The sequence below is a fragment of the Aestuarium sp. genome (genome assembly GCF_023253315.1).
GTDB classification, from domain to species: domain Bacteria; phylum Pseudomonadota; class Alphaproteobacteria; order Rhodobacterales; family Rhodobacteraceae; genus Marivivens; species Marivivens donghaensis.
Map to the genome: position 1 here is coordinate 41,202 of NZ_JALRGW010000008.1, position 21,964 is coordinate 63,165.

The 21,964-nt window shown below is 56.1% G+C and carries 22 protein-coding genes and 1 riboswitch; of the genes, 18 read left to right on the forward strand and 4 right to left on the reverse strand.

Annotated features, from left to right (window positions below):
• The first annotated feature begins 11 nt into the window (after positions 1–11).
• A complete protein-coding gene (locus AC1QQ2_RS06440; RefSeq protein WP_479712515.1) occupies positions 12–1,073 on the forward strand; it encodes a dipeptidase in 1,062 nt (353 codons plus the stop codon).
• On the opposite strand, the gene AC1QQ2_RS06445 is transcribed toward AC1QQ2_RS06440, so the two are convergent.
• The 3 genes from AC1QQ2_RS06445 to AC1QQ2_RS06455 all read right to left on the reverse strand — a co-directional run bounded on the left by AC1QQ2_RS06445 (position 1,074) and on the right by AC1QQ2_RS06455 (position 2,972).
• Positions 1,074–2,129 (reverse strand): YeeE/YedE family protein, encoded by a 1,056-nt coding sequence (locus AC1QQ2_RS06445; protein ID WP_105234454.1) that lies wholly within the window; start codon positions 2,127–2,129, stop codon positions 1,074–1,076.
• 48 nt (positions 2,130–2,177) lie between these two features.
• On the reverse strand, positions 2,178–2,513 hold the full coding sequence (locus AC1QQ2_RS06450; RefSeq protein WP_105234455.1) for an ArsR/SmtB family transcription factor: 336 nt from the start codon (positions 2,511–2,513) through the stop codon (positions 2,178–2,180).
• 102 nt (positions 2,514–2,615) lie between these two features.
• Positions 2,616–2,972 carry a thioredoxin domain-containing protein gene (locus tag AC1QQ2_RS06455; protein WP_105234456.1) on the reverse strand — a complete coding sequence of 119 codons (357 nt, stop codon included), beginning with the start codon at positions 2,970–2,972 and terminating at the stop codon, positions 2,616–2,618.
• An 85-nt stretch (positions 2,973–3,057) separates the two neighbouring features.
• Between AC1QQ2_RS06455 and AC1QQ2_RS06460 the strand changes: the two genes are divergently transcribed.
• The 11 genes from AC1QQ2_RS06460 (at position 3,058) to hemA (ending at position 12,733) form a co-directional block, all read left to right on the forward strand.
• A complete protein-coding gene (locus AC1QQ2_RS06460; RefSeq protein ID WP_438986833.1) occupies positions 3,058–3,792 on the forward strand; it encodes a cytochrome c biogenesis CcdA family protein in 735 nt (244 codons plus the stop codon).
• A gap of 22 nt (positions 3,793–3,814) precedes the next feature.
• Positions 3,815–4,381, forward strand: coding sequence for a thioredoxin family protein (locus tag AC1QQ2_RS06465; RefSeq protein ID WP_249945230.1), 567 nt, complete (start codon positions 3,815–3,817; stop codon positions 4,379–4,381).
• Positions 4,382–4,521: 140 nt separating this feature from the next.
• On the forward strand, positions 4,522–4,998 hold the full coding sequence (soxX, locus tag AC1QQ2_RS06470; RefSeq protein ID WP_479712516.1) for a sulfur oxidation c-type cytochrome SoxX: 477 nt from the start codon (positions 4,522–4,524) through the stop codon (positions 4,996–4,998).
• A 25-nt stretch (positions 4,999–5,023) separates the two neighbouring features.
• The gene (gene soxY, locus AC1QQ2_RS06475; protein WP_067551408.1) at positions 5,024–5,440 is read left to right on the forward strand and encodes a thiosulfate oxidation carrier protein SoxY; all 417 of its coding nucleotides are present in this window, start codon (positions 5,024–5,026) and stop codon (positions 5,438–5,440) included.
• Between the two features lie 17 nt (positions 5,441–5,457).
• Complete coding sequence (gene soxZ, locus AC1QQ2_RS06480) at positions 5,458–5,787, forward strand: thiosulfate oxidation carrier complex protein SoxZ (RefSeq protein ID WP_067551405.1); 330 nt, start codon at positions 5,458–5,460, stop codon at positions 5,785–5,787.
• Positions 5,788–5,817: 30 nt separating this feature from the next.
• Entirely contained in the window at positions 5,818–6,663 is an 846-nt protein-coding gene (gene soxA, locus AC1QQ2_RS06485) for a sulfur oxidation c-type cytochrome SoxA (RefSeq protein WP_479712517.1), read from the forward strand.
• 87 nt (positions 6,664–6,750) lie between these two features.
• Positions 6,751–8,454, forward strand: coding sequence for a thiosulfohydrolase SoxB (soxB, locus tag AC1QQ2_RS06490; RefSeq protein WP_479712518.1), 1,704 nt, complete (start codon positions 6,751–6,753; stop codon positions 8,452–8,454).
• Positions 8,455–8,470: 16 nt separating this feature from the next.
• Positions 8,471–9,745, forward strand: coding sequence for a sulfite dehydrogenase (soxC, locus tag AC1QQ2_RS06495; protein WP_479712519.1), 1,275 nt, complete (start codon positions 8,471–8,473; stop codon positions 9,743–9,745).
• Positions 9,729–10,952, forward strand: a complete 1,224-nt coding sequence (locus tag AC1QQ2_RS06500; protein ID WP_479712520.1) for a c-type cytochrome — start codon at positions 9,729–9,731, stop codon at positions 10,950–10,952. Before soxC ends, AC1QQ2_RS06500 begins: the two co-directional genes overlap by 17 nt.
• Before the next feature lie 120 nt (positions 10,953–11,072).
• The gene (locus AC1QQ2_RS06505) at positions 11,073–11,507 is read left to right on the forward strand and encodes a DUF302 domain-containing protein (RefSeq protein ID WP_479712521.1); all 435 of its coding nucleotides are present in this window, start codon (positions 11,073–11,075) and stop codon (positions 11,505–11,507) included.
• Positions 11,508–11,509: 2 nt separating this feature from the next.
• Positions 11,510–12,733, forward strand: a complete 1,224-nt coding sequence (gene hemA / locus AC1QQ2_RS06510; protein ID WP_479712522.1) for a 5-aminolevulinate synthase — start codon at positions 11,510–11,512, stop codon at positions 12,731–12,733.
• Between the two features lie 39 nt (positions 12,734–12,772).
• On the opposite strand, the gene AC1QQ2_RS06515 is transcribed toward hemA, so the two are convergent.
• A complete protein-coding gene (locus AC1QQ2_RS06515) occupies positions 12,773–13,672 on the reverse strand; it encodes an MBL fold metallo-hydrolase (RefSeq protein ID WP_479712523.1) in 900 nt (299 codons plus the stop codon).
• A gap of 145 nt (positions 13,673–13,817) precedes the next feature.
• A riboswitch (glycine riboswitch) is annotated at positions 13,818–13,903 on the forward strand.
• Between the two features lie 111 nt (positions 13,904–14,014).
• Here AC1QQ2_RS06515 and gcvT point away from each other — a divergent pair.
• The 6 genes from gcvT to AC1QQ2_RS06545 all read left to right on the forward strand — a co-directional run bounded on the left by gcvT (position 14,015) and on the right by AC1QQ2_RS06545 (position 21,900).
• Positions 14,015–15,121, forward strand: coding sequence for a glycine cleavage system aminomethyltransferase GcvT (gene gcvT / locus AC1QQ2_RS06520; protein ID WP_479712524.1), 1,107 nt, complete (start codon positions 14,015–14,017; stop codon positions 15,119–15,121).
• Between the two features lie 22 nt (positions 15,122–15,143).
• Positions 15,144–15,503 (forward strand): glycine cleavage system protein GcvH, encoded by a 360-nt coding sequence (gene gcvH, locus AC1QQ2_RS06525; RefSeq protein ID WP_067551388.1) that lies wholly within the window; start codon positions 15,144–15,146, stop codon positions 15,501–15,503.
• Positions 15,504–15,612: 109 nt separating this feature from the next.
• Positions 15,613–18,462, forward strand: a complete 2,850-nt coding sequence (gcvP, locus tag AC1QQ2_RS06530) for an aminomethyl-transferring glycine dehydrogenase (protein WP_479712525.1) — start codon at positions 15,613–15,615, stop codon at positions 18,460–18,462.
• 308 nt (positions 18,463–18,770) lie between these two features.
• Positions 18,771–19,412, forward strand: a complete 642-nt coding sequence (locus tag AC1QQ2_RS06535) for a Crp/Fnr family transcriptional regulator (protein ID WP_479712526.1) — start codon at positions 18,771–18,773, stop codon at positions 19,410–19,412.
• 87 nt (positions 19,413–19,499) lie between these two features.
• Positions 19,500–20,591 (forward strand): carboxynorspermidine decarboxylase, encoded by a 1,092-nt coding sequence (locus AC1QQ2_RS06540; protein WP_479712547.1) that lies wholly within the window; start codon positions 19,500–19,502, stop codon positions 20,589–20,591.
• 61 nt (positions 20,592–20,652) lie between these two features.
• Positions 20,653–21,900: a saccharopine dehydrogenase family protein gene (locus AC1QQ2_RS06545; RefSeq protein ID WP_067551379.1), complete on the forward strand. Its 1,248-nt coding sequence runs from the start codon at positions 20,653–20,655 to the stop codon at positions 21,898–21,900.
• Positions 21,901–21,964 lie beyond the last annotated feature (64 nt).

The window sequence follows — 21,964 nt, forward strand, 5'->3', positions numbered from 1 at the left end:
TGAGGTGAACAATGACGGATTATACGGTTTTCGACGGTCACAACGATTTTCTGTTCCGCTATGCTCGTGCACCCAAGGCGCAGCGCGCCGCGATGTGGATTGAGGGGGAAGGGGCGCATCACCTTGACCTCCCTCGGATGCAAGCTGCGGGATTCGTTGGTGGTTTTTTCGCGGTTTGGGTTCCGTCACCTGACGATGCTGGCGGTCTCGATTTCGAAGCGATGATGGAGGTTTTGCCCTACGACCTACCCATGCCGTCCATTTTGGATCAAGCCGATGCCTTGCCAACTGCAATGGCTCAAGCGGCTGGTCTGTTCGAAATGGAGCGTTTGTCGAGCGGTGATCTGACCGTTTGCCGAAGTGGCGCAGAGGTGCGTCGAGCGGTTGAAATGGGTAAAGTGGCCGCCATTCTGCACATGGAAGGGGCCGAAGCGATTGGGCCAGATTTGTCTCAGCTCGAGGTCTGGTATCGTATGGGGCTGCGGTCGATCGGGCCTGTCTGGAGTCGACCAACAATCTATGGCGAAGGGGTTCCTTTCGCGTTTCCGTCTACCCCTGACCGCGGCGCTGGCCTCACGGATTTGGGCAAAGACCTGATCCGTGAATGTGATCGCCTAGGCATTCTGATCGACCTGTCACACCTGAATGAAAAAGGTTTCGATGACGTCGCTGCTATTTCGTCGCGTCCGTTGATCGCGACCCATTCCAACGCCCACGCGGTCACACCGTCGTCGCGCAATCTCACCGATCGTCAGTTGGCAATGATTGCCGAAAGCGGCGGGATTGTTGGGCTGAACTTTGGCTGTGCCTTCCTGCGCGAGGACGGACGACGGGATGCGAACACTGGGTTCGACCGTATCATGGCGCACCTTGATCACTTGATCGAGGCGCTGGGCGAAGACCATGTCGCCTTGGGTTCTGATTTCGACGGTGCAGTCATCCCGTCCGTGATTGGGGACGTTTTAGGGCTACCTGATTTGATCGATGCGATGATCGACCGCGGGTACGATCCCGCGCTGGTTTCAAAGATCAGCAGCGGGAACTGGATGTCATTCTTGGATCGGAACCTCTGATCAGTCGACCGGCTGCCAGCCAGTAATCAACTGACGCAGGCCAAAGGCAGCGCCTGCGACGATGCTAGCCAGTGTGAGCGGTGCGGACCACGCGAGAACGGACATGGCCGAGAGGCCTTGGCCGATGCTGCATCCCATGGCGACAACTGCGCCGACACCCATCAGGGCTGCGCCGAAGATTTGGCGGCGAAGTTCGCGTGGGTCTTCACAGGCTTCCCAGCGGAAGTGGCCTTTGATCAGCGATCCGATAAAGGCACCACACCAGACACCCGCAACCGACCCGATGGCAAAAGACAGGCTCTGTCCGCTGGCTGTCATGCCCCAGAGGATGGTCTCTCCAATCGGTGTGGCGAAGGTGTGCGACACCACTGGGGTGCCATCAAAGCCGTTGGAAGCGATCCATTGTGTGCCAGCCCAGCCAGAGACGGCAGCCAGACCGACCACGACGCCCCAGAACAAGGTGGACGTCGAGGCCCGAACACGGGCTGGCGCGATGGTGGCGACCAGAATGATAAGGCCGATCAGAATGCCGATTGTGCTGGGCGTCATGCCCGTCATTTGCGCGATGCTATGGGCGATGCCTGGAACGTCGCCCGAAATGCGGTCCTGCGGGAATAGGTAGACCCGCGCATAGGCCAGCGGGCCTGACACGGTTCCATATGCCGCTATCCCCATGACAACCACGATAACGAAGTTCCGCAGGTCGCCGCCGCCCAGTCGGGCTAGCGCGCCGTATCCACAGTTTCCAGCGAGGGCCATTCCGTAGCCGAACACCAACCCACCAACCACAGCGCCGATGGGGGCAAAGGCAAAGCCAAGGTAGATCGTGGATGGCGCATCAAGCAGACCTGCGCCAATCAAGGCAAAGCTTCCGATCACGGCCGTGCCGATCGCCACGCCCCACATGCGCAAACGCATATCATTTTCGCCGTAGAGGTAATCTTCGATCGCGCCGAGGGTGCAGAACCGACCCAATCGTGCCGCCAGCCCCAACAAAAGCCCGCTCAGCAAGCCAAGGATGGCCGCGGCATTGCCGTCGCCCAATAGATCAAGCATCAGATTTTCCTCCCTTTTACCTAAACGCCGTTGGGTCGGCGGATAGGGTTACGACTTGCCGCAAAACATGTCGTAGACGAGGTCAATCATCTGGCGAGGACGGTCATCGGTCAAGCGGTAGTAGATCGTTTTTCCCTCACGGCGCGGCGTGACCAAACCTTCGAGCCGTAGACGGGCGAGCTGTTGGGATACAGCCGCCTGACGGGCAGAGATCAAATCTTCGAGCTCTGTCACGGATTTTTCACCAGCAGAGAGGTGACACAGGATCAGCAGACGTCCCTCATGGCTGATCGCCTTGAGAAAGTTCGCCGCCTCTTGGGCGTTGTCCATAAGCTTGTCGAGGTCAGCCTCGCAAATCTTATCGTCTACAATTGGAAGGCCCATTGTGCCGATCCTTATTGTCCTGCCGTACTGTTCAGCGCTTACGCGAAACGGCTATTTTATTCAACGATGATGCGCACACAATTTCCAGTTGTGGCATCCTCGTCAAGTTTGCGCGGGCGGCAGGCCGAGGATCTGGCCCAAAAGCCCCCAGAAGAAATCTTCGCCCGGATAGCCCTCGATCCTGCCAATCTCAACGCCGTCTTCAAGCACGACAAAAGTGGGGGTGAACACCATCGGTCTGTCTAAAGTCACATCGCTCGGCAGCGGGTCATTGATATCGACCTGCCAGAGCGGAGCCATCTCGCCTTCGGTGGTTTTAGGATAGATGGGGCCGATTTGGGCTTCCCACCTTGCGCACCACATGCAGCCATCCTCGACCCCCATAAGAAGTCGGGTTTCAGCAGCGGCAGGCACCGCCGTCAGGACCCAGAGGGCCAAGGCTTTCCATAATGTGCGCATCTGTATGCAAACCGATTGACGGATGGAAATATCATCATCTAGCATAATATGAATATGTGAATGTCGCAAGGGAGGGCGGCCGCCGATGGATATGACCTATATGGGCGCGGCTTTTGCCGGCCTTTTGTCGTTCTTTACACCCTGCATTCTGCCGATGGTTCCGTTCTACCTGTCCTACATGGCAGGTCTTTCGATGAATGAACTGCAAGGTGACGATGACATCGCGCCCGGCGCGCAACGCCGCCTCGTTTTGTCATCCATCGCTTTTGCGCTGGGCGTGACGACTATCTTCGTGTTGCTCGGACTTGGCGCGACGGCAGTTGGACAAGCGGTTGCACAATGGAAGCCGATCTTGGCCTATGTCGCCTCTGCGATCTTGATCGTCTTTGGTCTGCATTTCTTGGGCATCATGCGGATACCGTTCCTCTATCGTGAGGCGCGGATGGAAAGCTCGGCTGAGCCTTCGACCGTAGTTGGGGCATATCTCATGGGCCTCGCCTTTGGCTTTGGGTGGACGCCCTGCGTTGGTCCGGCTCTTGCGTCGATCCTGATGATCGCGGGCGGCATGGGCAGCCTGTGGGAAGGGGGGATGCTCCTCTTGGTTTACGGCCTGTCGATGACGGCGCCATTCGTCGTTGCCGCACTTTTTGCAAAGCCTTTCTTGGGCTGGGCGCGGCGCAACCGCCGTTATTTGGGCTACGTCGAAAAGGCGATGGGCGTGATGCTGATCCTGTTCGGCGTTCTGATCGCCACGGGCAGTGTGAACACGATTGCGGATTGGATGATCCGCCACGTGCCTTGGTTCTCAACGATTTTGTGAGTCGCAGTGGGGGAGGAAATCCATGCGTAAATTACTAGGTATTCTTGCGGCTGTTCTGTTCGCTCAAGCCGCGCATTCCGCTGAACTGGGCGACGATGGTCTGCACAAAGTAGATTGGCAGCGGGACACGTTCAAAGACCTTCGCGAAGACCTTGAAGAGGCCAACGCTGAGGGTAAACGCTTGATGGTCATCATCGAGCAGCGTGGCTGCATCTACTGCACCAAGATGTACGAGGAAGTCTTTCCCGTGCCCGAAATTGACCAATACATCCGTGACCACTACTTCGTTGTTCAGCTTAATATGTTTGGTGATGTCGAAGTCACGGACTTTGACGGCACGACCTTGGCCGAGAAGGACATGATTCAACGCTGGGGGATTCTGTTCACTCCGACGCTGATTTTTTATCCGACAGAGGTAGAGGACGGTGCATTCGGTCAGGCTGCGGCTGCAGCGGTGATGCCTGGGGCCTTTGGAAAGTGGACCACCTACAACTTGCTAAACTGGGTGGTCGAAGAGGGTTACCTCGGAGATGAAAATTTCCAAAAATATCATGCACGTAGGATCGAAGAGGGCGGCCTTTTCGACTGATAATTAGCACCCCAAATCGAGGGGTGCGACAGCCCGCCGCAACGCAGCAATATTCAAAAATTTGAATTTGTGATTGTCAGGAGGCGGGTTTGTCTACTACGGTATTCAAAGAACCGCATATGATGATTTAGGGAGGGCTCATGAAGAGCATCATTCAAATGGCGGTCGGTCTGGCAGTTGTTGCCTCTGTTGCTTCGGCAGAAGAGGTCGCACCCGACGCAGTCGTTTACGACGATTACGGCGCGGTAGAACAATCCCTGACCGGCGTAGCAGGCAACGTCGAAAACGGCATTGTCATCATGACCAACCGCGGCAAAGGGAACTGCATCGCGTGCCATCAGGTTGATGCACTTGCGGACTACCCGTTCCACGGCGAAGTCGGTCCGGCGCTGAACGGCGTTGGTGGCTATCGTAACGAAGCAGAGCTGCGTGGTATCGTGGCGAACGCAAAACACACCTTCCCCGACACGGTTATGCCCTCGTTCTACAAGACCAGCGGCTACATCCGTCCGGGTGATGCATTCACCGGCAAAGCAGGTGCCGAGCCTCTCGCTCCGCTTCTGACCGCCCAAGAAATCGAAGATGTCGTCGCCTATCTGCTCACATTGACAGACTAAGCGACCGAACCCGAGAGGAGAGAAAATGAAGCTGACGCGCAGAGACTCGATCCTGCTTGCGATGGGTGCTTCGGCTGCCGCAATGGTGCCGTTCACCGCAAATGCAGCCGTCGAGGACCTTATCAATGCTTTCACTGGCGGCGCTGCTGTAGGTGATGCTGGCATTACCCTAATCGCGCCGGAAATCGCAGAGAACGGTAACACTGTTCCTGTAGAAGTTGACGCACCGGGCGCAGTAGCGATCATGCTGCTGGCAACCGGCAACCCGACCCCGTCGGTTGCGACTTTCAACTTTGGCCCGCTGGCTGGTTCCCAGTCCGCATCCACCCGTATCCGTCTGTCGAAAACTCAGAACGTCACAGCAATCGCTAAGATGGCTGACGGTTCGTTCGCTCAGGCGTCTTCGGAAGTCAAAGTCACCATCGGCGGCTGCGGCGGCTAAGGTTTAGGAGAGTCAAAATGGCAGACAACGTAACACCCCGCGTCCGCGTTCCCCGCGATGCAGCAGCTGGCGAATCCATCGTCATCAAGACGCTGATTTCGCACCCGATGGAATCCGGTCAGCGCAAAGACGGTGACGGCAACCTCATCCCGCGGTCGATCATCAACCGCTTCACGTGCGAATTTAACGGTCAGAGCGTGGTTGATGTCACCCTCGAGCCAGCGATTTCGACAAACCCCTATTTCGAGTTCCAGTCTCTGGTGCCGGAATCAGGAACGTTCACCTTCACCTGGTACGATGACGACGGTTCGGTTTACACCGACACCAAAGACATCGCTGTCAGCTAAGGGTGAACCGTCAAAGGGAGGATCTTTAATATGAAGATGACGGTTCTTAAATCCGCTATCGCTGGCCTCGCACTCGTTGCGAGCGGCGCAATGGCAGAGGGTGGTTTCGAGATTAACGGAGAGATCTCGATCACCACTCACGCCGCTACACCTGACTATCTGGATGGTGCTCTGCCAGAGTTGATCTCTGGTTGGGAATTCCGTTCGGCTGACACTCAAGCAATGCAGCTCGATGACTTTGACAACCCAGGCATGCTGGCTGTTGAGGCCGCAATGGGCGCTTGGGACACGGTTGAGGGCACTGCAGAAAAATCCTGTGCATCCTGCCACGGCAGCGCAGAGGAAAGCATGGTCGGTATCCGTGCAGTTTATCCGAAATGGAACGAAACGGCTGGCGAAGTTCGCACCCTTGCGATGCAGATCAACAACTGCCGTACCGAGCAAATGGGCGCAGATGCGTGGAAATACGACGGCTCTGATATGTCGGCTATGGAAGCACTGATCTCTGTCCAGTCGCGTGGTATGCCTGTGAACGTCGCAGTCGACGGTCCCGTTGCTGCCACTTGGGAGCAGGGCCGCGAGATGTACTACACTCGCTACGGTCAATTGGAACTGTCGTGCGCAAACTGCCACGAACAGAACTACGACAACAACATTCGTGCTGACCACCTGTCGCAGGGTCAAATCAACGGCTTCCCGGCATATCGCCTGAAAACCGCTGGTCTGGTTCAGACACACAACCGCTTCAAAGGTTGTGTTCGCGACACCCGCGCCGAGACTTTCTCGGCGGGTTCGGCTGAATTCGTTGCTCTGGAACTCTATGTCGCGTCGCGCGGCAATGGCCTGAGCGTCGAAGCACCGTCGGTTCGTCCGTAAGAAAACAAGGCCCGCGCCAGCGATGGTGCGGGCTTTTGTCTATCCTAAAACATTCAAAAACAAGAATACGAAAAAGGATCGCTTGGTATGATCTCACGCCGTGATTTTCTTCAGGCCAGTATGGCCGCTAGCGCCATCTGGGGTGCGTCCGGTTTTGGCAATTGGGGACGTTTGGCCGCGCAGCAGGTCTTGACCCAAGACGACCTGCTTTCGTTCGAAACCTTCGGCAACGTGTCGCTGATCCACATCACCGACATTCACGCCCAGCTCAAGCCGATCTATTTCCGCGAGCCTGAGATCAACCTCGGCGTTGGCGACAGCCGTGGCGCTGTTCCACACGTGACGGGCGCAGATTTCCGCCGTCTTTATGGGATCGACGATGGATCGTCGTCGCATTACGCGCTGACCTACAATGACTTTGCCGCTCTGGGTAAAACCTACGGCAAGATGGGTGGCCTCGACCGCATTGCGACGGTCGTAAAGTCGATCCGCGCCGATCGTCCTGACGCGATCCTTTTGGATGGCGGCGATACTTGGCACGGGTCTTACACCTGCTACCACACTCAGGGTCAGGACATGGTGAACACCATGAACCTCCTTAAACCTGACGCAATGACGTTCCATTGGGAATTCACGCTGGGTTCTGACCGCGTCCGTGAACTGATCGCTGATCTGCCCTATGCCTCCCTCGGCCAGAACATCTTTGACAGCGAATGGGACGAACCTGCAGAGGATTTCGCACCCTACAAATTCTTTGAACGTGGTGGCGTGAAAATCGCCGTCATCGGTCAGGCCTTCCCCTATATGCCAATCGCGAACCCGGGTTGGATGTTCCCTGAATACTCCTTCGGTATTCGTGACGAACGCATGCAGGAAATGGTCGACGAAGTGCGTGGCATGGGTGCCGAATGCGTTGTCGTCCTCTCGCACAACGGTTTCGACGTGGACAAAAAGATGGCGAGCCGCGTTCAGGGCATCGACGTGATCCTGTCGGGACACACGCATGATGCGCTGCCCGAACCCGCCCTCGTCGGTGAAACGATCATCGTGGCCTCAGGCTCGAACGGCAAATTCGTCAGCCGCGTTGACCTCGATATCCGCGATGGCCGCATGATGGGCTTCCGTCACAAACTGATCCCGATCTTCTCGGACGTGATCGAAGCGGACGCAGAGATGACCGCAGCAATTGACGCCGAACGTGCCCCGTATGAGGCAGACCTGAACGAGGTCATCGGTACCGTTGCGGATGACACGACATTGTTCCGCCGTGGTAACTTTAACGGCTCGTGGGATGACCTAATCTGTGACGCGCTTCTGTCCGAACGTGACGCAGAGATCGCAATGTCGCCTGGTGTGCGTTGGGGTCCGTCCATGATGCCGGGTCAGCAGATCACGCGCGAGGATCTTTGGAACGTCACCTCTATGACTTACCCGAACGCGTATCGCACAGAAATGACGGGTGAATTCATTCACACCATCATGGAAGACGTCGCGGACAACATCTTTAACCCCGACCCATACTACCAGCAGGGCGGGGATATGGTTCGCATGGGTGGCCTCGGCTACCGCATCGACATCAATAAGCCGATTGGTGAGCGTATCTCTGACATTACGCTCCTCAAGACAGGCGAAACACTCGATCCGTCCAAGTCCTACGTGGTCGCGGGCTGGGCGAGTGTGAACGAAGGCACAGAAGGTCCTGAAATTTGGGACGTTGTTGAAAGCCATATCCGCAAACTCGGCACCGTGTCCGTTGCACCGAATACTTCGGTGCAGGTCGTTGGTGCGTAAGACAGGGGACCATAGGATGGATACCAAATACAAAGGCACCAAGCCGTCCCGTCGTTCGTTCCTGACCGGAGCACTTGCCGCTGGCGGTGCTGCCGTTGGGACGACCTACGCGCGGGCGCAAGGCGCACCTGATCCTGCAATCACTGAAACCCAGCCATGGCGTCAGTTCCTCGGCGATGGTGTGGACGCAGCACCTTACGGTATGCCGTCGGAATACGAGGCTGACGTTATTCGTCGCCGCGTTCCGTGGCTGACCGCTGACGCTGTATCGTCGATCAACTTTACGCCGCTGCATGAACTCGACGGGATCATCACCCCGAACGGTCTGTGCTTTGAACGTCACCACGGTGGCGTCGCGCATGTTGATCCCGCTGAATATCGCCTGATGATCAACGGCCTCGTGGAAAAGGAACTCGTGTTCACGATGGAAGACCTCATGCGCTTCCCGCGTGAGAACCACGTCTACTTCCTCGAGTGTGCGGCGAACTCTGGCATGGAATGGGCGGGCGCGCAGCTTAACGGCTGTCAGTTCACCCACGGCATGATCCACAACGTCATGTATACAGGCGTTCCGCTGCGTCTTCTGCTCGAAGAAGCTGGCGTGAAAACCAACGGCAAATGGCTGATGGTTGAAGGCGCGGACGCTGCGGGTATGAACCGATCGATCCCGATCGAGAAAGCACTGGATGACTGTCTTGTTGCGTTCAAAATGAACGGCGAAGCACTACGGCCAGAGCAGGGCTATCCCGTCCGCCTCGTTGTTCCCGGTTGGGAAGGCAACATGTGGATCAAATGGCTTCGTCGTATCGAAGTCGGTGACGAGCCTTGGCACGCACGTGAAGAAACGTCGAAATACACTGACCTTCTCGAAGGTAGCATCGCGCGTCGCTTCACATGGGAAATGGACGCGAAATCGGTCATCACGAACCCGAGCCCGCAAGCGCCGATCACCCACGGCAAAGGTTGGACTGTTCTGACGGGTGTCGCTTGGTCTGGTCGTGGTACGATCCCACGTGTGGATGTGACCATCGATGGCGGTAAGAACTGGCATCAGGCGCGTATGTCTGGTCCGTCGCTCGATAAATCGATGCACCGCTTCTATTACGAGTTTGAATGGGATGGCTCGCCGCTGCTTCTGCAGTCTCGTGCGCACGATAGCACTGGCTATGTCCAGCCAACCAAAGATGAGCTGCGTCACTTCCGCGGCGAAAACTCGATCTACCACAACAACGGCATCCAGACTTGGTATGTCAACGAAAACGGCGAGGCAGAAAATGTCGAAATTTCTTAAGATTTTCGCCCCAGCAGCGACGGGCGCGGCGGGTATGCTCGCGCTGGCCTACACGGCCGCTGACCAGTTCATCGTCGATATTCCTGCGCCTATTCGCGAGGCTATCGCGATCAACGCTGCAGTCGCTGAAGAAGCCCGTGCAGAAGCCGAAGCCCGCGCTGCAGAGCTTGCGATGGCTGGCCTCGCGCCGTCGGCTGATGGTGGCTACGGTTTGGGTCGCGGTGCGCTCTCGGAAGAGGTTGCGGCATGGGATACGGACGTTCGTCCTGACGGACATGGCCTGCCTGTTGGTTCTGGTGACGTCTTCACTGGCGAAGAAGTGTTCGTCGAACGCTGCGCAATGTGCCACGGCGACTTTGGTGAGGCTGTTGGCCGTTGGCCTGTGCTCGCTGGTGGTCACGGCACGCTCGAACACGAAGATCCGGTCAAAACCATCGGGTCCTACTGGCCGTATCTGTCGACCGTCTATGACTACGTGAAGCGCGCCATGCCTTTCGGTGATGCGACCTCGCTGTCCGACGACGAAGTTTACGCGATCACCGCATACCTTCTGTATGTGAACGATCTGGTTGATGACGACTTTGAACTCAGCAACGAGAACTTCCAAGACGTGCGTCTGCCGAACGAGGCAAACTTTATCGACGACGACCGTATGACCACAGAAATCCCTGCATTTGTTCGTCCAGAAATCTGCATGGAAAACTGTAAAGATGCGGTTGAGATCACAATGCACGCGTCTGTTCTGGACGTAACGCCAGAGGAAACCGCAGCAAAAGCAGCCGCAGCTGCCGAAGCTGCAACGGCGGCAGAAGCTGCTCCAGCCGCTGCCGTTGAAGAAGCTGCTACTGCTGAAGTGACCGATGCAGCCGCAGACGCTGCCCCATCGGCTGAGCTGATTGCGGCAGGTGAAGGTGTATTCCGTCAGTGCCGTAGCTGTCACCAAGTCGGCGAAGGCGCTCGCAATGCAACGGGTCCTACGCTGAATGGTGTCGTCGGCGCACACATCGGTTCGGTTGATGGCTTCCGCTATTCTAACACGTTCAAAGATGCGAACGAAGCGGGTGACGTTTGGTCCGCCGACCGCCTGGCAGAGTTCCTCGCTGATCCGCGTGGGTCGATGGCAGGTACCAAAATGGCATTTGCTGGCCTTCGCACTCAGGAAGATATCGACGCGATCATTGCGTATCTGTCGACCTTCTCGCGCTAATACTTTCCCCGTCCGGCGCACCTGTCGGGCGGGGTTTTCCATTTCTCCGATATGATCCATGTCAAAGTCGGATCGCAGAGGTGGGATTAACCAGAGATCAACAGGAAGGGGCCCTTCGCCATGACCCGCACCTTTGTCGCTGCGCTGCTAACTTTGACGATGACTGCCGTCTCTGCCCAAGAGGCCGCAACCACTTATGCCTTTGATGGTAGTTTTGACGACGCCACCTTTGGCGTCGAATCCGCTATTGTGGGCCGTGGTCTTGTGGTGGATTGGGTCAGTCACACAGGCGAAATGCTCAACCGCACTGGTGCCGATTTAGGTGCCGATCAGGTTATCTTTGATCAAGCTGATATTTTCCAATTTTGTTCGGCCACCATCTCTCGGCAGATGATGGAAGCGGACCCTCTGAATATTGCCCATTGTCCTTATGCTGTGTTCGTTTTTGAACGCGAAGGCGAAGTTGTTGTGGGTTACCGAAACCAACCTGAAGGCGTGATGCAGGCTGTGCAAAGCTTGCTCGATGAAATCGCCCGCGAAGCTGTCGGAGAATAACCATGGACTATCAGAATTTCTTTGCCTCGGAGCTGAACAAGCTCCGCGAGGAAGGCAACTATCGCGTTTTTGCGGATCTTGAGCGTGAACGTGGAAACTTCCCCAAGGCGGCGAACTTTGTTGAGGACGCGGTTCGCAAAGTATCGATCTGGTGTTCGAACGACTACCTCGGCATGGGTCAGCACCCGAAGGTTCTAGAAGCGATGCATGATGCGCTGGATAAGGTGGGCGCTGGTGCTGGCGGCACGCGCAACATCTCTGGCACGACTCACCACCATGTTTTGCTCGAACGCGAGCTGGCCGATTTGCATGGTAAGGAAGCGGCTCTTTTGTTCACCTCGGGCTATGTGTCGAACTGGGCTGCTCTGGGCACCTTGGCGTCGCGCATTCCGAATTGCCTTGTGATTTCCGATAGCCTCAACCATGCGTCGATGATCGAAGGCATCCGCCATTCCAAAGCAGAGCGGAAGCTGTGGAAACATAACGATCTAGCTCACCTCGAAGAACTCCTCGCCGAACAGCCGCTCGATCGCCCGAAACTGGTTGCGTTTGAGTCGGTTTACTCGATGGACGGCGACATTGCTCCGATCAAAGAGATTTGCGATCTGGCCGAGAAATACAATGCGATGACCTATCTGGATGAGGTTCACGCCGTTGGCATGTATGGCCCGCGCGGTGGCGGCGTGGCGGAACGTGAAGGTCTGATGTACCGCGTCACCGTAATCGAAGGCACGCTCGGTAAAGCGTTCGGCGTTATGGGTGGCTATATCACTGCGTCGAAAGAGCTGGTTGATTTCGTGCGGTCCTTTGCGTCGGGCTTTATCTTTACCACGGCTCTGCCGCCTGCAGTCGCGGCTGGTGCTTGCGCCGCCATCAAACACCTCAAGCAATCGTCTGCAGAGCGCGAGTCGCAGCAGGCAAAGGTTGCTCAGGTGCGTGAACGGCTTGATGCGGCGGGTATCCCGCACATCGAAAATCCGAGCCACATCATTCCAGTGATGGTCGGCGATCCTGTGAAGTGTAAGTGGATCTCTGACGTTCTGATGGATCGCTACGGCATCTACATTCAGCCGATCAACTATCCGACAGTTCCCAAAGGCACTGAACGTCTGCGCATCACACCGTCCCCTGTTCACAGCCAAGAGGACATTGATAATCTTATCGGCGCTCTCGAAGAGCTTTGGGCGCAATGTGAATTGGCGCGAATGCCGATGGCGGCGCAATAATCCAGATACGAAAAGGGCGGCTCAGAGCCGCCCTTTCTTTTATGCTGCGACGAATTTGTAGGTGTCGCCCGATTTTTCGGCCCGTCCCACACCAGGGAAGGGAAAGTGGAAGCCGATCATCGCCATTTGTTCATTGGCCAAACGGTCGAGAAGCCGTTCGCGCGTTGCAATGCCCATGTCCTGATTTTGGTCTGAACCGCTCGCCCACGATGGGACTTCGAAGCCAACGTGGTGGTTGCCGATCGCGTCACCGATGATCATCAGGCTGTCGGACCCACCGCGGATTTCGAACGATGTGTGACCCGGCGTGTGACCATTGGTGGCGAAAGCGGAAATGCCGGACACAACCTCATCGCCGTCCTCAAAGGTCTCGAGGTAGTCTTCGATAGTCTGGAGATTGCGGATCGCGCCCGCAGCAAAGGCCATACGTGCCTCACCGATGGCATTCGGTGTATTCGGGTCGAGCCAGAAATCACGTTCGGCCCGACTGATCATGTGTTTTGCATTGTAGAACACTGGCTCGTCAAAGTCGTCCAGCACGCCCCAGAGGTGGTCAGGGTGCGCGTGGGTAAAGATGACGTGGGTGACTTCTTCGGGCGTGACGCCGAGCGTGTCCAGTGAGTCGAGTAAACGCCCTGCCGTCGGCATGAAATTCGCGCCCGCACCGGTATCAAATAGCACAGTGTTCGTGCCATCGCGGAGCAGGGTGACATTACAATCGGGTGTAAATTGGTCAGGCGTCAGGCCGTAGCGTGCGAGGATTTCGCCAGCTTCGCCAACCCGATCCCCGAGGATCATCGAACCCGGCAAAACGAGGTTGCCGTCGGATAGCGTGTCGATCTTGAGGTTGCCCATTTCGACCGAAGCAAAGCTGCGGAATGGCAGGGTGCCCGCCAAAGCGGCTCCGCCCAACATTAAAGCGCGTCTGGTAAGCTTCATTGTAACTCCTCCCAAGTCACATTCATATGTTTGTATATGTAGCGCTTTTGTTCGCTTTCGCCTAGTCATTGCGTGATGGCGCAAATGAAATGGAAAGAGTCGCATTTTCCCACTGGACGGGGGGTGAAAAATTTCCTATCGGAAACATACGTGTTCGGGAGAACTGGATCACCAGTGCCGAAGGAGCAACCGCCCCAGGAAACTCTCAGGCAAAAGGACCTTGCACGTATCAACACTCTGGAGAGTGACGCGTCAGCGTCCGCCGAAGGGATAACGATCTCAGGCGCAATGGACAGAGGGGGCATCATGAAGCGGGCCGATGGCCCGGATGCTGGAGGCAGTATGTCCGATTTGAAACGCACGGGGCTTTTCGATCTACACGTGGAACTCGGGGCCAAGATGGTTCCTTTCGCTGGCTATGAGATGCCAGTCCAATACCCCTTGGGCGTTATGAAAGAGCACCTCTGGACCCGCGAGAACGCAGGTCTGTTTGACGTGAGCCATATGGGGCAGGTGATCCTGCGTGGCGAAGGTGTCGCTGCTGCGTTCGAGGCACTGGTGCCGATGGATGTGCAGGGCCTCGCAGAGGGTCGTCAGCGCTATGGCCTGTTCACCAATGACGAAGGTGGTATTCGCGACGACCTAATGTTTGCGAACCGTGGCGATCACCTGTTCGTCGTCGTAAACGCGGCCTGCAAAGATGCCGATATTGCTTACATGCGGGCAAACCTCGCGGGTATCGAGGTTGAGGAAATCACCGACCGTGCGCTGGTTGCTCTGCAAGGGCCGAAAGCCGAGACAGCATTTCAGAAAATTGCCGACGTTGCTGCGATGAAATTCATGGATGTGGCGACTGTGCCGAGCGCCTTTGGCGATCTCTGGGTATCACGGTCGGGCTACACGGGCGAAGACGGTTTCGAAATCTCGGTCGCCAATGATCAAGCTGAAGCTTATGTTCGTGCTTTGCTGGCGGACGATGATGTTGCGGCGATTGGCCTAGGTGCACGTGATAGCCTGCGACTTGAGGCGGGGCTGTGCCTCTACGGGTCCGATATCGACACGACAACGACGCCCGTTGAGGCTGACCTCAAGTGGGCGATCCAGAAGGCGCGTCGCGTCGGTGATCGCGCTGGTGGGTTCCCTGGTGCCGACCGTATCCTCGCTGAGTTTGAAAACGGTGCTGCCCGTGCGCGCGTTGGGCTTTTGCCCGATGGGCGTGCGCCAATGCGGGCCCATACGATGCTTTTTGCCGATGAAGTCGGAGGCGAACCGATTGGTGAGGTGACTTCTGGCGCATTCGGGCCCAGCATTAATGCACCGATGTCTATGGGCTATGTCCCCGCCGAGCTCTCGGCAGAAGGCACAGTGATTTGGGGTGAAGTGCGTGGAAAGCGCCTGCCCGCTAAAGTGACGGCACTTCCGTTCCGTCCATCAACATATAAGCGTTAAGGTCCGACAGGAGATTTTGGACATGAAATACACAGAAGAACACGAATGGCTGCGCGTCGAAGGTGATCTGGTCGTTGTCGGTATTACCGAACACGCCACCGAGCAGCTTGGTGATATTGTGTTTGTGGAACTGCCCGAAGAAGGCACCGAAGTCGCAAAAGACGACGAAGTGGTTGTGATTGAATCGGTTAAAGCAGCCTCTGACATCCTTGCTCCGCTGGATGGTGAGATCGTCGAAGTGAACGACGTTCTGGCTGACAACCCATCCTTGGTGAACGACGATCCGTTGAATGACGGTTGGTTCTTCAAGATGAAAGTCGAAGATTTGTCCGTGCTTGACGAATACATGGACGAAGCCGCCTACAAGGCGCACATCGGATAATTTCTCTGATATGTCATGTGGTTAGAGCTTCGTGACATTCAGTGCTGGACGACAGAAATGGGGGCGGTCGTCGCCCCCAGTCAGACCTTTTTTGCCCGAGGATAGGCCCATGCCGTTTGAACCCACCGACTACCGCCCTTACGATTTTGCCAACCGCCGTCATATCGGGCCAAGCCCCGCCGAGATGGAAGAAATGCTACGTGTTGTGGGTGTTGAGAGCCTCGATCAATTGATCGAACAGACGGTCCCTGCATCCATCCGTCAGTCCGAACCTCTCGATTTTGGGAAGCCCAAGTCGGAAGGTGAACTGCTGTATTTCCTCGGCAACGTGGCCAAGAAAAACAAACAGATGACCTCGTTGATCGGGCAGGGGTTCTACGGCACCGTGACGCCGCCCGCCATTCAGCGCAACATCTTGGAAAACCCCGCGTGGTATACGGCCTATACGCCCTACCAGCCCGAGATTTCGCAAGGTCGCCTTGAAGCGCTGTTGAATTACCAAACGATGGTTTGTGATCTGACGGGCCTCGAAATTGCGAACGCGTCGCTCTTGGATGAGGCAACTGCCGCAGCCGAGGCGATGACCATGGCGCAGCGCGTGGCAAAGTCCAAAGCAAACGCGTTCTTTGTCGATGAAAACTGCCATCCGCAGAACATCGCGGTCATCAAAACCCGCGCAGAGCCGTTGGGGATCGAAGTTATCGTGGGTTGCCCCGACGACCTCGACGCATCCAAGGTCTTTGGCGCTGTGTTCCAATATCCGGGCACCTATGGTCACGTGCGTGATTTCACTGCACAGATCGCGGACCTGCATGACTTTAACGCCATTGGCATTGTAATTGCGGATCCGCTCGCCCTGACCATGCTCAAAGAGCCGGGAGCGATGGGGGCGGACATTGCCGTCGGCACCACGCAACGGTTCGGCGTACCGTTGGGATACGGTGGTCCACACGCGGCCTATTTCGCCTGTAAGGATGCCTACAAACGGTCCATGCCGGGGCGCATTGTGGGTGTGTCGGTCGATAGTCGCGGTGGCCGTGCCCTGCGTCTGTCGCTTCAAACCCGTGAACAGCACATCCGTCGCGAAAAGGCGACGTCGAACGTCTGCACGGCTCAGGCTTTGTTGGCGGTGATGGCGTCGATGTATGCGGTGTTCCACGGTCCTGTGGGCCTAAAGGCTATTGCGCAGCGTATCCACCGCAAGACCGTTCGACTGGTGAAAGGCCTCGAAGCCGCAGGGTTCAAGGTCGAACCTGATGCCTATTTCGATACCGTCACAGTGGAGGTTGGACCCCTTCAGGGCACCGTTATGAAGTCGGCCGTTGAAGAAGGCATTAACCTACGCAAAGTCGGTGAAACTAAGGTCGGTATCAGCCTCGATGAGCGCACCCGTCGTTCCACGATTGAAGCGGTTTGGCGAGCCTTCGGTATCGATGCAAAGGACGAAGACCTCACGCATCACTACGAAATCCCCGAGGATCTGATCCGCACGTCGGATTACCTCACCCACCCTATTTTCCACATGAACCGCGCAGAGACGGAAATGATGCGCTATATGCGTCGTCTCTCGGATCGGGACCTTGCGCTTGACCGTGCGATGATCCCACTGGGATCGTGCACTATGAAACTGAACGCGGCAGCGGAAATGATGCCGATCACGTGGCCAGAGTTTGCGTTCTTGCACCCCTTTGCCCCAGTTGATCAGGCTGCTGGGTATCAAGAGATGATCGCTGACCTGAGTGAAAAGCTCTGCGTCGTGACAGGCTATGACGCGATGTCGATGCAGCCGAACTCTGGCGCGCAGGGCGAATATGCAGGCCTTTTGACCATCATGGCCTACCACAAGGCCAACGGCGACACGCAGCGTAACATCTGTCTGATCCCTGTCTCTGCACACGGCACGAACCCTGCTTCGGCGCAGATGTGTGGCATGGATGTGGTCGTGGTGAAGTCCGCAGAAAACGGCGATATCGACGTTGAGGATTTCCGCGCGAAGGCTGAGAAAGCGGGCGACCGTCTGGCGGCTTGCATGATCACCTATCCGTCGACCCACGGCGTGTTCGAAGAAACCGTGCGCGAGGTTTGCGAGATCACGCACCAGTTCGGCGGCCAAGTTTACATCGACGGCGCGAACCTCAACGCAATGGTTGGCTTGGTTAAACCGGGTGAAATCGGCGGTGACGTATCACACCTCAACCTGCACAAGACCTTTGCGATCCCACACGGCGGCGGTGGCCCCGGCATGGGTCCGATTGGGGTCAAAGCGCACCTCGCGCCTTACCTTCCCGGACACCCGGAAACGGGTGGCGAAACGGGACCGGTGTCCTCGGCACCTTGGGGGTCTGCGTCGATCCTACTTATTTCGTGGGCTTATGTGTTGATGATGGGCGGGCAGGGCCTAACCCAAGCGACCAAGGTCGCGATCCTCAACGCGAACTACATCGCTAAACGGCTGGAAGCTGGCTACGGCGTCCTTTTCAAAGGCCGCAATGGTCGCGTAGCACACGAATGTATCCTCGACACGCGTCCGTTTGCCGATGATCACGGTGTGACCGTCGATGACATCGCAAAGCGTCTCATCGACAACGGGTTCCACGCGCCGACGATGAGCTGGCCTGTCGCAGGAACGCTTATGGTCGAGCCGACCGAGTCCGAGACGAAGGCAGAGCTGGACCGCTTTATCGATGCGATGCTGTCCATCCGCGCTGAGATCGACAAGGTTGCCGCGGGAACTTGGCCCGCTGATAACAACCCTCTGTGCAACGCGCCGCATACTGTTGAGGACCTGATCGGTGATTGGGAACGTCCCTACACCCGTGAAGAGGCCTGTTACCCAGCGGGATCGTTCCGTGTGGACAAATATTGGGCACCTGTGAATCGGGTGGACAACGTATGGGGGGATCGTAACCTGATGTGCATTTGTCCGCCGCTTTCGAATTACCAAGAAGCCGCTGAGTAAGGTTTCGTCAAAGCAAGAAAAGGCCCGCGACGTGTTCGCGGGCTTTTTTTGTTAATGGCTTGCTAACCAGTCTCCACTGAAAATGATTCAATGGTTTATGGTGTCGCCTCAAAGACATTATATCCTTACGTATATATCATATATACTTTAGTTTGTGGTTCGTATTTAGTATGGGCGCAGCATGCAGTGCATCTCTGCTGCTGCGCTTTTTCACATATAACACCGACGGAGTTCCGATGCTTGGGGACAAAGGCACGGCTGACAAGCCGAGTCGAGGGATAAGAAATAGTTTACGGTTCCCACAATTGATGCGGAGCGAGATATTCGACGGTTTTTCGGAACTGGAGAAAATCCGACTCATCGATGCAGCTCGCATGCAATACTTCCCAGAGGCGACGGATTTCATTCATCAGGATCAAGTGCCCCTAGGGCTCTATTTGGTTGCACAAGGGCAGGTAGAGATTTGCTACCTTTCGTCTGCCGGCACCCGCACGCCATTGTTGATTGCCAATGTGGGTATGACATTGGGCGGTATCGAATGCCTTGCCAATAGGACTGCTGCGGCGAGTGGACGGGCGACCGCAGGGAGCTGCGTTCTTTTGATCGAAAAGGCTCAGCTTGCTGACCTGACGACCGATCCCCGATTTGTTCGCAACCTTTCGGCGCATATGTATGAGGCCATGCTGCGCTTCAATATGTTCCGAAGTGCCGAAAAGGATATGAACGTCCCGCAGCGGATTGCGCATTATCTTCTTCAGTTGCGCTGTTCGGATAATAGCGTTCGGCATAGCCAAACCTTTATCGCCGATACGGTCGGGTGTTCGCGTCAGACCGTGAACAAGAACTTAGGTCGTATGCGGCGCGACGGTGTGATCACCATTGAAAAAGGTGTTATCCAGATCAAGTCAGAGGATGTTTTGCTCCAGTGGATCGACACCGTAGAGGATTGATCACAAATTAAACTTGTCCCATGGGGGCAAAGGCCCTATGTCGCGGTTTCTGGTTTGAGTTCCTTTGCCTCACGGGGGAAACCGATGATCGACACGCCGTACTACCTTATCGATAAGGCTCGTCTTCTTCCTAATATAGAAAAAATTGCTTGGCTCCGCGAAAATTCGGGGGCAAAGGCGCTTTTGGCGCTCAAGTGTTTTGCGACGTGGTCAGTGTTTGATTTTATGTCCGAATACATGGACGGCACGACGTCGTCGTCTATGTTTGAAGTGAAGCTCGGCCGCGAAAAATTCCCCGGTGAAACCCACGCCTATTCTGTCGCTTGGAAAGACGACGAGATGGACGAGGTTTTGGCGAACTCAGACAAGATCATTTTCAACACGGTCGGTCAGCTGACCCGCCATGAGGAAGTATCACGCGGCCATAAACGCGGCCTGCGTGTGAACCCCGGTGTGTCGACCTCTGGTTTTGACCTCGCCGATCCAGCGCGCCCGTTTAGCCGTCTGGGTGAACATGACCCGAAAAACATCGAACCCGTTGCCGATCTGATCACTGGCTTCATGTTCCACAACAACTGTGAGAACGCGGACTTTGATCGGTTTGACGCGATGCTCAACAGCATTGAACAGCGGTTTGGTTACCTGATCCGCAAGATGGAATGGATCAGCCTTGGCGGTGGTATCCATTTCACTGGCGAGGATTACCCGCTTGAAAAGCTCGCTGAGCGCCTGAAACGCTTTAGCGAACAGAACGAAGTGCAGGTCTATCTGGAACCAGGCGAGGCGGCGATCACCAAATCGACCACGCTAGAAGTGACGGTTCTCGACACGCTGCACAACGGCAAAAACCTTGCCATCGTGGATAGCTCGATCGAGGCGCATATGCTCGACCTGCTGATCTACCGCGAAAGCGCAAAGATGAACGAGAGCGGCGATCAAGAGTGGATGGTCTGCGGAAAATCCTGCCTTGCGGGCGATATTTTTGGCGAGTTCAAATTCCCTGCGCCACTCAAGGCAGGTGATCGCCTGTCCATTCAGGATGCGGCAGGCTACACTATGGTTAAGAAGAACTGGTTCAATGGCGTAAAGATGCCTGCGATTGCCATTCGCGAACTCGACGGTACCGAACGATTGGTCCGCGATTTCACATACGAAGATTTTTCGGCTGCATTGTCGTGAATGTGTCGCCTCAGGGCGATAAACCTAACCTTAAACTTACCACCAAAGGGGGTCCTGTGCATTGAAACAGAACGTTCTCATCATCGGCGCTGGCGGCGTCGCTCAGGTCGTAGCGCATAAATGCGCGCAAAATAACGATGTGCTTGGCGAGATTCATATCGCGAGCCGGACGCTTTCCAAATGTGAAGCGATCCTTGAGTCGGTCCGCGAAAAGGGCGCGATGAAACAAGAGGGCGTTTTGGCGGCCCATCAGGTTGATGCGATGGATACGGCGGCGGTTGCAGCCCTGATCCGCGAGACGGGTGTTGAGATCGTCATCAACGTAGGCTCTGCCTTTGTGAATATGTACGTTCTGGATGCCTGTATCGAAACAGGCGTTGCCTATATCGACACGGCGATCCACGAAGATCCCGCAAAGATTTGCGAAACTCCGCCGTGGTATGCGAACTACGAATGGAAGAAGCGCGACCTCTGCGCTGAGAAGGGCGTGACCGCCATTTTGGGCGCTGGTTTCGACCCGGGTGTGGTGAACGCATTCGCGCGCTTTGCGATTGACGAATACATGGACGAGGTAAAGTCCATCGACATCGTCGACATCAACGCGGGCTCGCATGGCAAATATTTTGCGACGAACTTTGACCCTGAAATCAACTTCCGTGAATTCACAGGCGTCGTTTACTATTGGGAAGACCAGCAGTGGAAAGAGACAACCATGTTTGCCTCTGGCCACGATTGGGACCTCCCCGTGGTTGGCACATGCCGCGCGTATCAGTCGGGCCACGATGAAGTTCACAGCCTCGCTGCGAATTATCCACAGGCTGACGTCCGTTTCTGGATGGGCTTTGGTGACCACTACATCAACGTCTTTACCGTTCTGAAAAACCTCGGCCTTCTGTCCGAGCAGCCAGTCACAACTGCCGAAGGTCTGGAAGTGGTACCGTTGAAAGTGGTGAAAGCTGTCCTGCCTGATCCATCCTCGCTGGCGCCGAACTACACAGGTAAGACCTGTATCGGTGACCTCGTGAAGGGCACGAAAGACGGTCAAGACGTTGAGGTGTTCGTCTACAACGTGGCCGATCATAAAGAAGCCTACGAAGAAGTCGGCAGCCAAGGCATTTCCTACACCGCAGGTGTTCCGCCTGTCGCAGCGGCGATGCTGGTTGCCACAGGCGAATGGGACGCAAAGACCATGCGCAATGTCGAAGAGCTCGACCCCAAGCCGTTCTTTACCATTCTGGACCAGATCGGCCTGCCGACCCGCGTTCAGGTTGGTGGCCTAGGTGGTACTGACAAAGCTTGGAACGAATGATCCAATAGGCTGGTAACATCGTTAAATATTTGGATAAGGTGGGCGTCGACCCACCTTATTCTTT

What these genes read in the sequence shown, in the direction of transcription:
- soxB (WP_479712518.1), top strand. Translation starts at nt 6,751, where the DNA reads ATGATCTCACGCCGTGATTTTCTTCAGGCCAGTATGGCCGCTAGCGCC.
- AC1QQ2_RS06460 (WP_438986833.1), top strand. Translation starts at nt 3,058, where the DNA reads ATGGATATGACCTATATGGGCGCGGCTTTTGCCGGCCTTTTGTCGTTC.
- soxY (WP_067551408.1), top strand. Translation starts at nt 5,024, where the DNA reads ATGAAGCTGACGCGCAGAGACTCGATCCTGCTTGCGATGGGTGCTTCG.
- AC1QQ2_RS06440 (WP_479712515.1), top strand. Translation starts at nt 12, where the DNA reads ATGACGGATTATACGGTTTTCGACGGTCACAACGATTTTCTGTTCCGC.
- soxZ (WP_067551405.1), top strand. Translation starts at nt 5,458, where the DNA reads ATGGCAGACAACGTAACACCCCGCGTCCGCGTTCCCCGCGATGCAGCA.
- gcvH (WP_067551388.1), top strand. Translation starts at nt 15,144, where the DNA reads ATGAAATACACAGAAGAACACGAATGGCTGCGCGTCGAAGGTGATCTG.
- gcvT (WP_479712524.1), top strand. Translation starts at nt 14,015, where the DNA reads ATGTCCGATTTGAAACGCACGGGGCTTTTCGATCTACACGTGGAACTC.
- AC1QQ2_RS06465 (WP_249945230.1), top strand. Translation starts at nt 3,815, where the DNA reads ATGCGTAAATTACTAGGTATTCTTGCGGCTGTTCTGTTCGCTCAAGCC.
- AC1QQ2_RS06500 (WP_479712520.1), top strand. Translation starts at nt 9,729, where the DNA reads ATGTCGAAATTTCTTAAGATTTTCGCCCCAGCAGCGACGGGCGCGGCG.
- AC1QQ2_RS06515 (WP_479712523.1), bottom strand. Translation starts at nt 13,672, where the DNA reads ATGAAGCTTACCAGACGCGCTTTAATGTTGGGCGGAGCCGCTTTGGCG.
- soxA (WP_479712517.1), top strand. Translation starts at nt 5,818, where the DNA reads ATGAAGATGACGGTTCTTAAATCCGCTATCGCTGGCCTCGCACTCGTT.
- AC1QQ2_RS06505 (WP_479712521.1), top strand. Translation starts at nt 11,073, where the DNA reads ATGACCCGCACCTTTGTCGCTGCGCTGCTAACTTTGACGATGACTGCC.
- AC1QQ2_RS06455 (WP_105234456.1), bottom strand. Translation starts at nt 2,972, where the DNA reads ATGCGCACATTATGGAAAGCCTTGGCCCTCTGGGTCCTGACGGCGGTG.
- gcvP (WP_479712525.1), top strand. Translation starts at nt 15,613, where the DNA reads ATGCCGTTTGAACCCACCGACTACCGCCCTTACGATTTTGCCAACCGC.
- soxX (WP_479712516.1), top strand. Translation starts at nt 4,522, where the DNA reads ATGAAGAGCATCATTCAAATGGCGGTCGGTCTGGCAGTTGTTGCCTCT.
- soxC (WP_479712519.1), top strand. Translation starts at nt 8,471, where the DNA reads ATGGATACCAAATACAAAGGCACCAAGCCGTCCCGTCGTTCGTTCCTG.
- AC1QQ2_RS06450 (WP_105234455.1), bottom strand. Translation starts at nt 2,513, where the DNA reads ATGGGCCTTCCAATTGTAGACGATAAGATTTGCGAGGCTGACCTCGAC.
- AC1QQ2_RS06535 (WP_479712526.1), top strand. Translation starts at nt 18,771, where the DNA reads ATGCGGAGCGAGATATTCGACGGTTTTTCGGAACTGGAGAAAATCCGA.
- hemA (WP_479712522.1), top strand. Translation starts at nt 11,510, where the DNA reads ATGGACTATCAGAATTTCTTTGCCTCGGAGCTGAACAAGCTCCGCGAG.
- AC1QQ2_RS06445 (WP_105234454.1), bottom strand. Translation starts at nt 2,129, where the DNA reads ATGCTTGATCTATTGGGCGACGGCAATGCCGCGGCCATCCTTGGCTTG.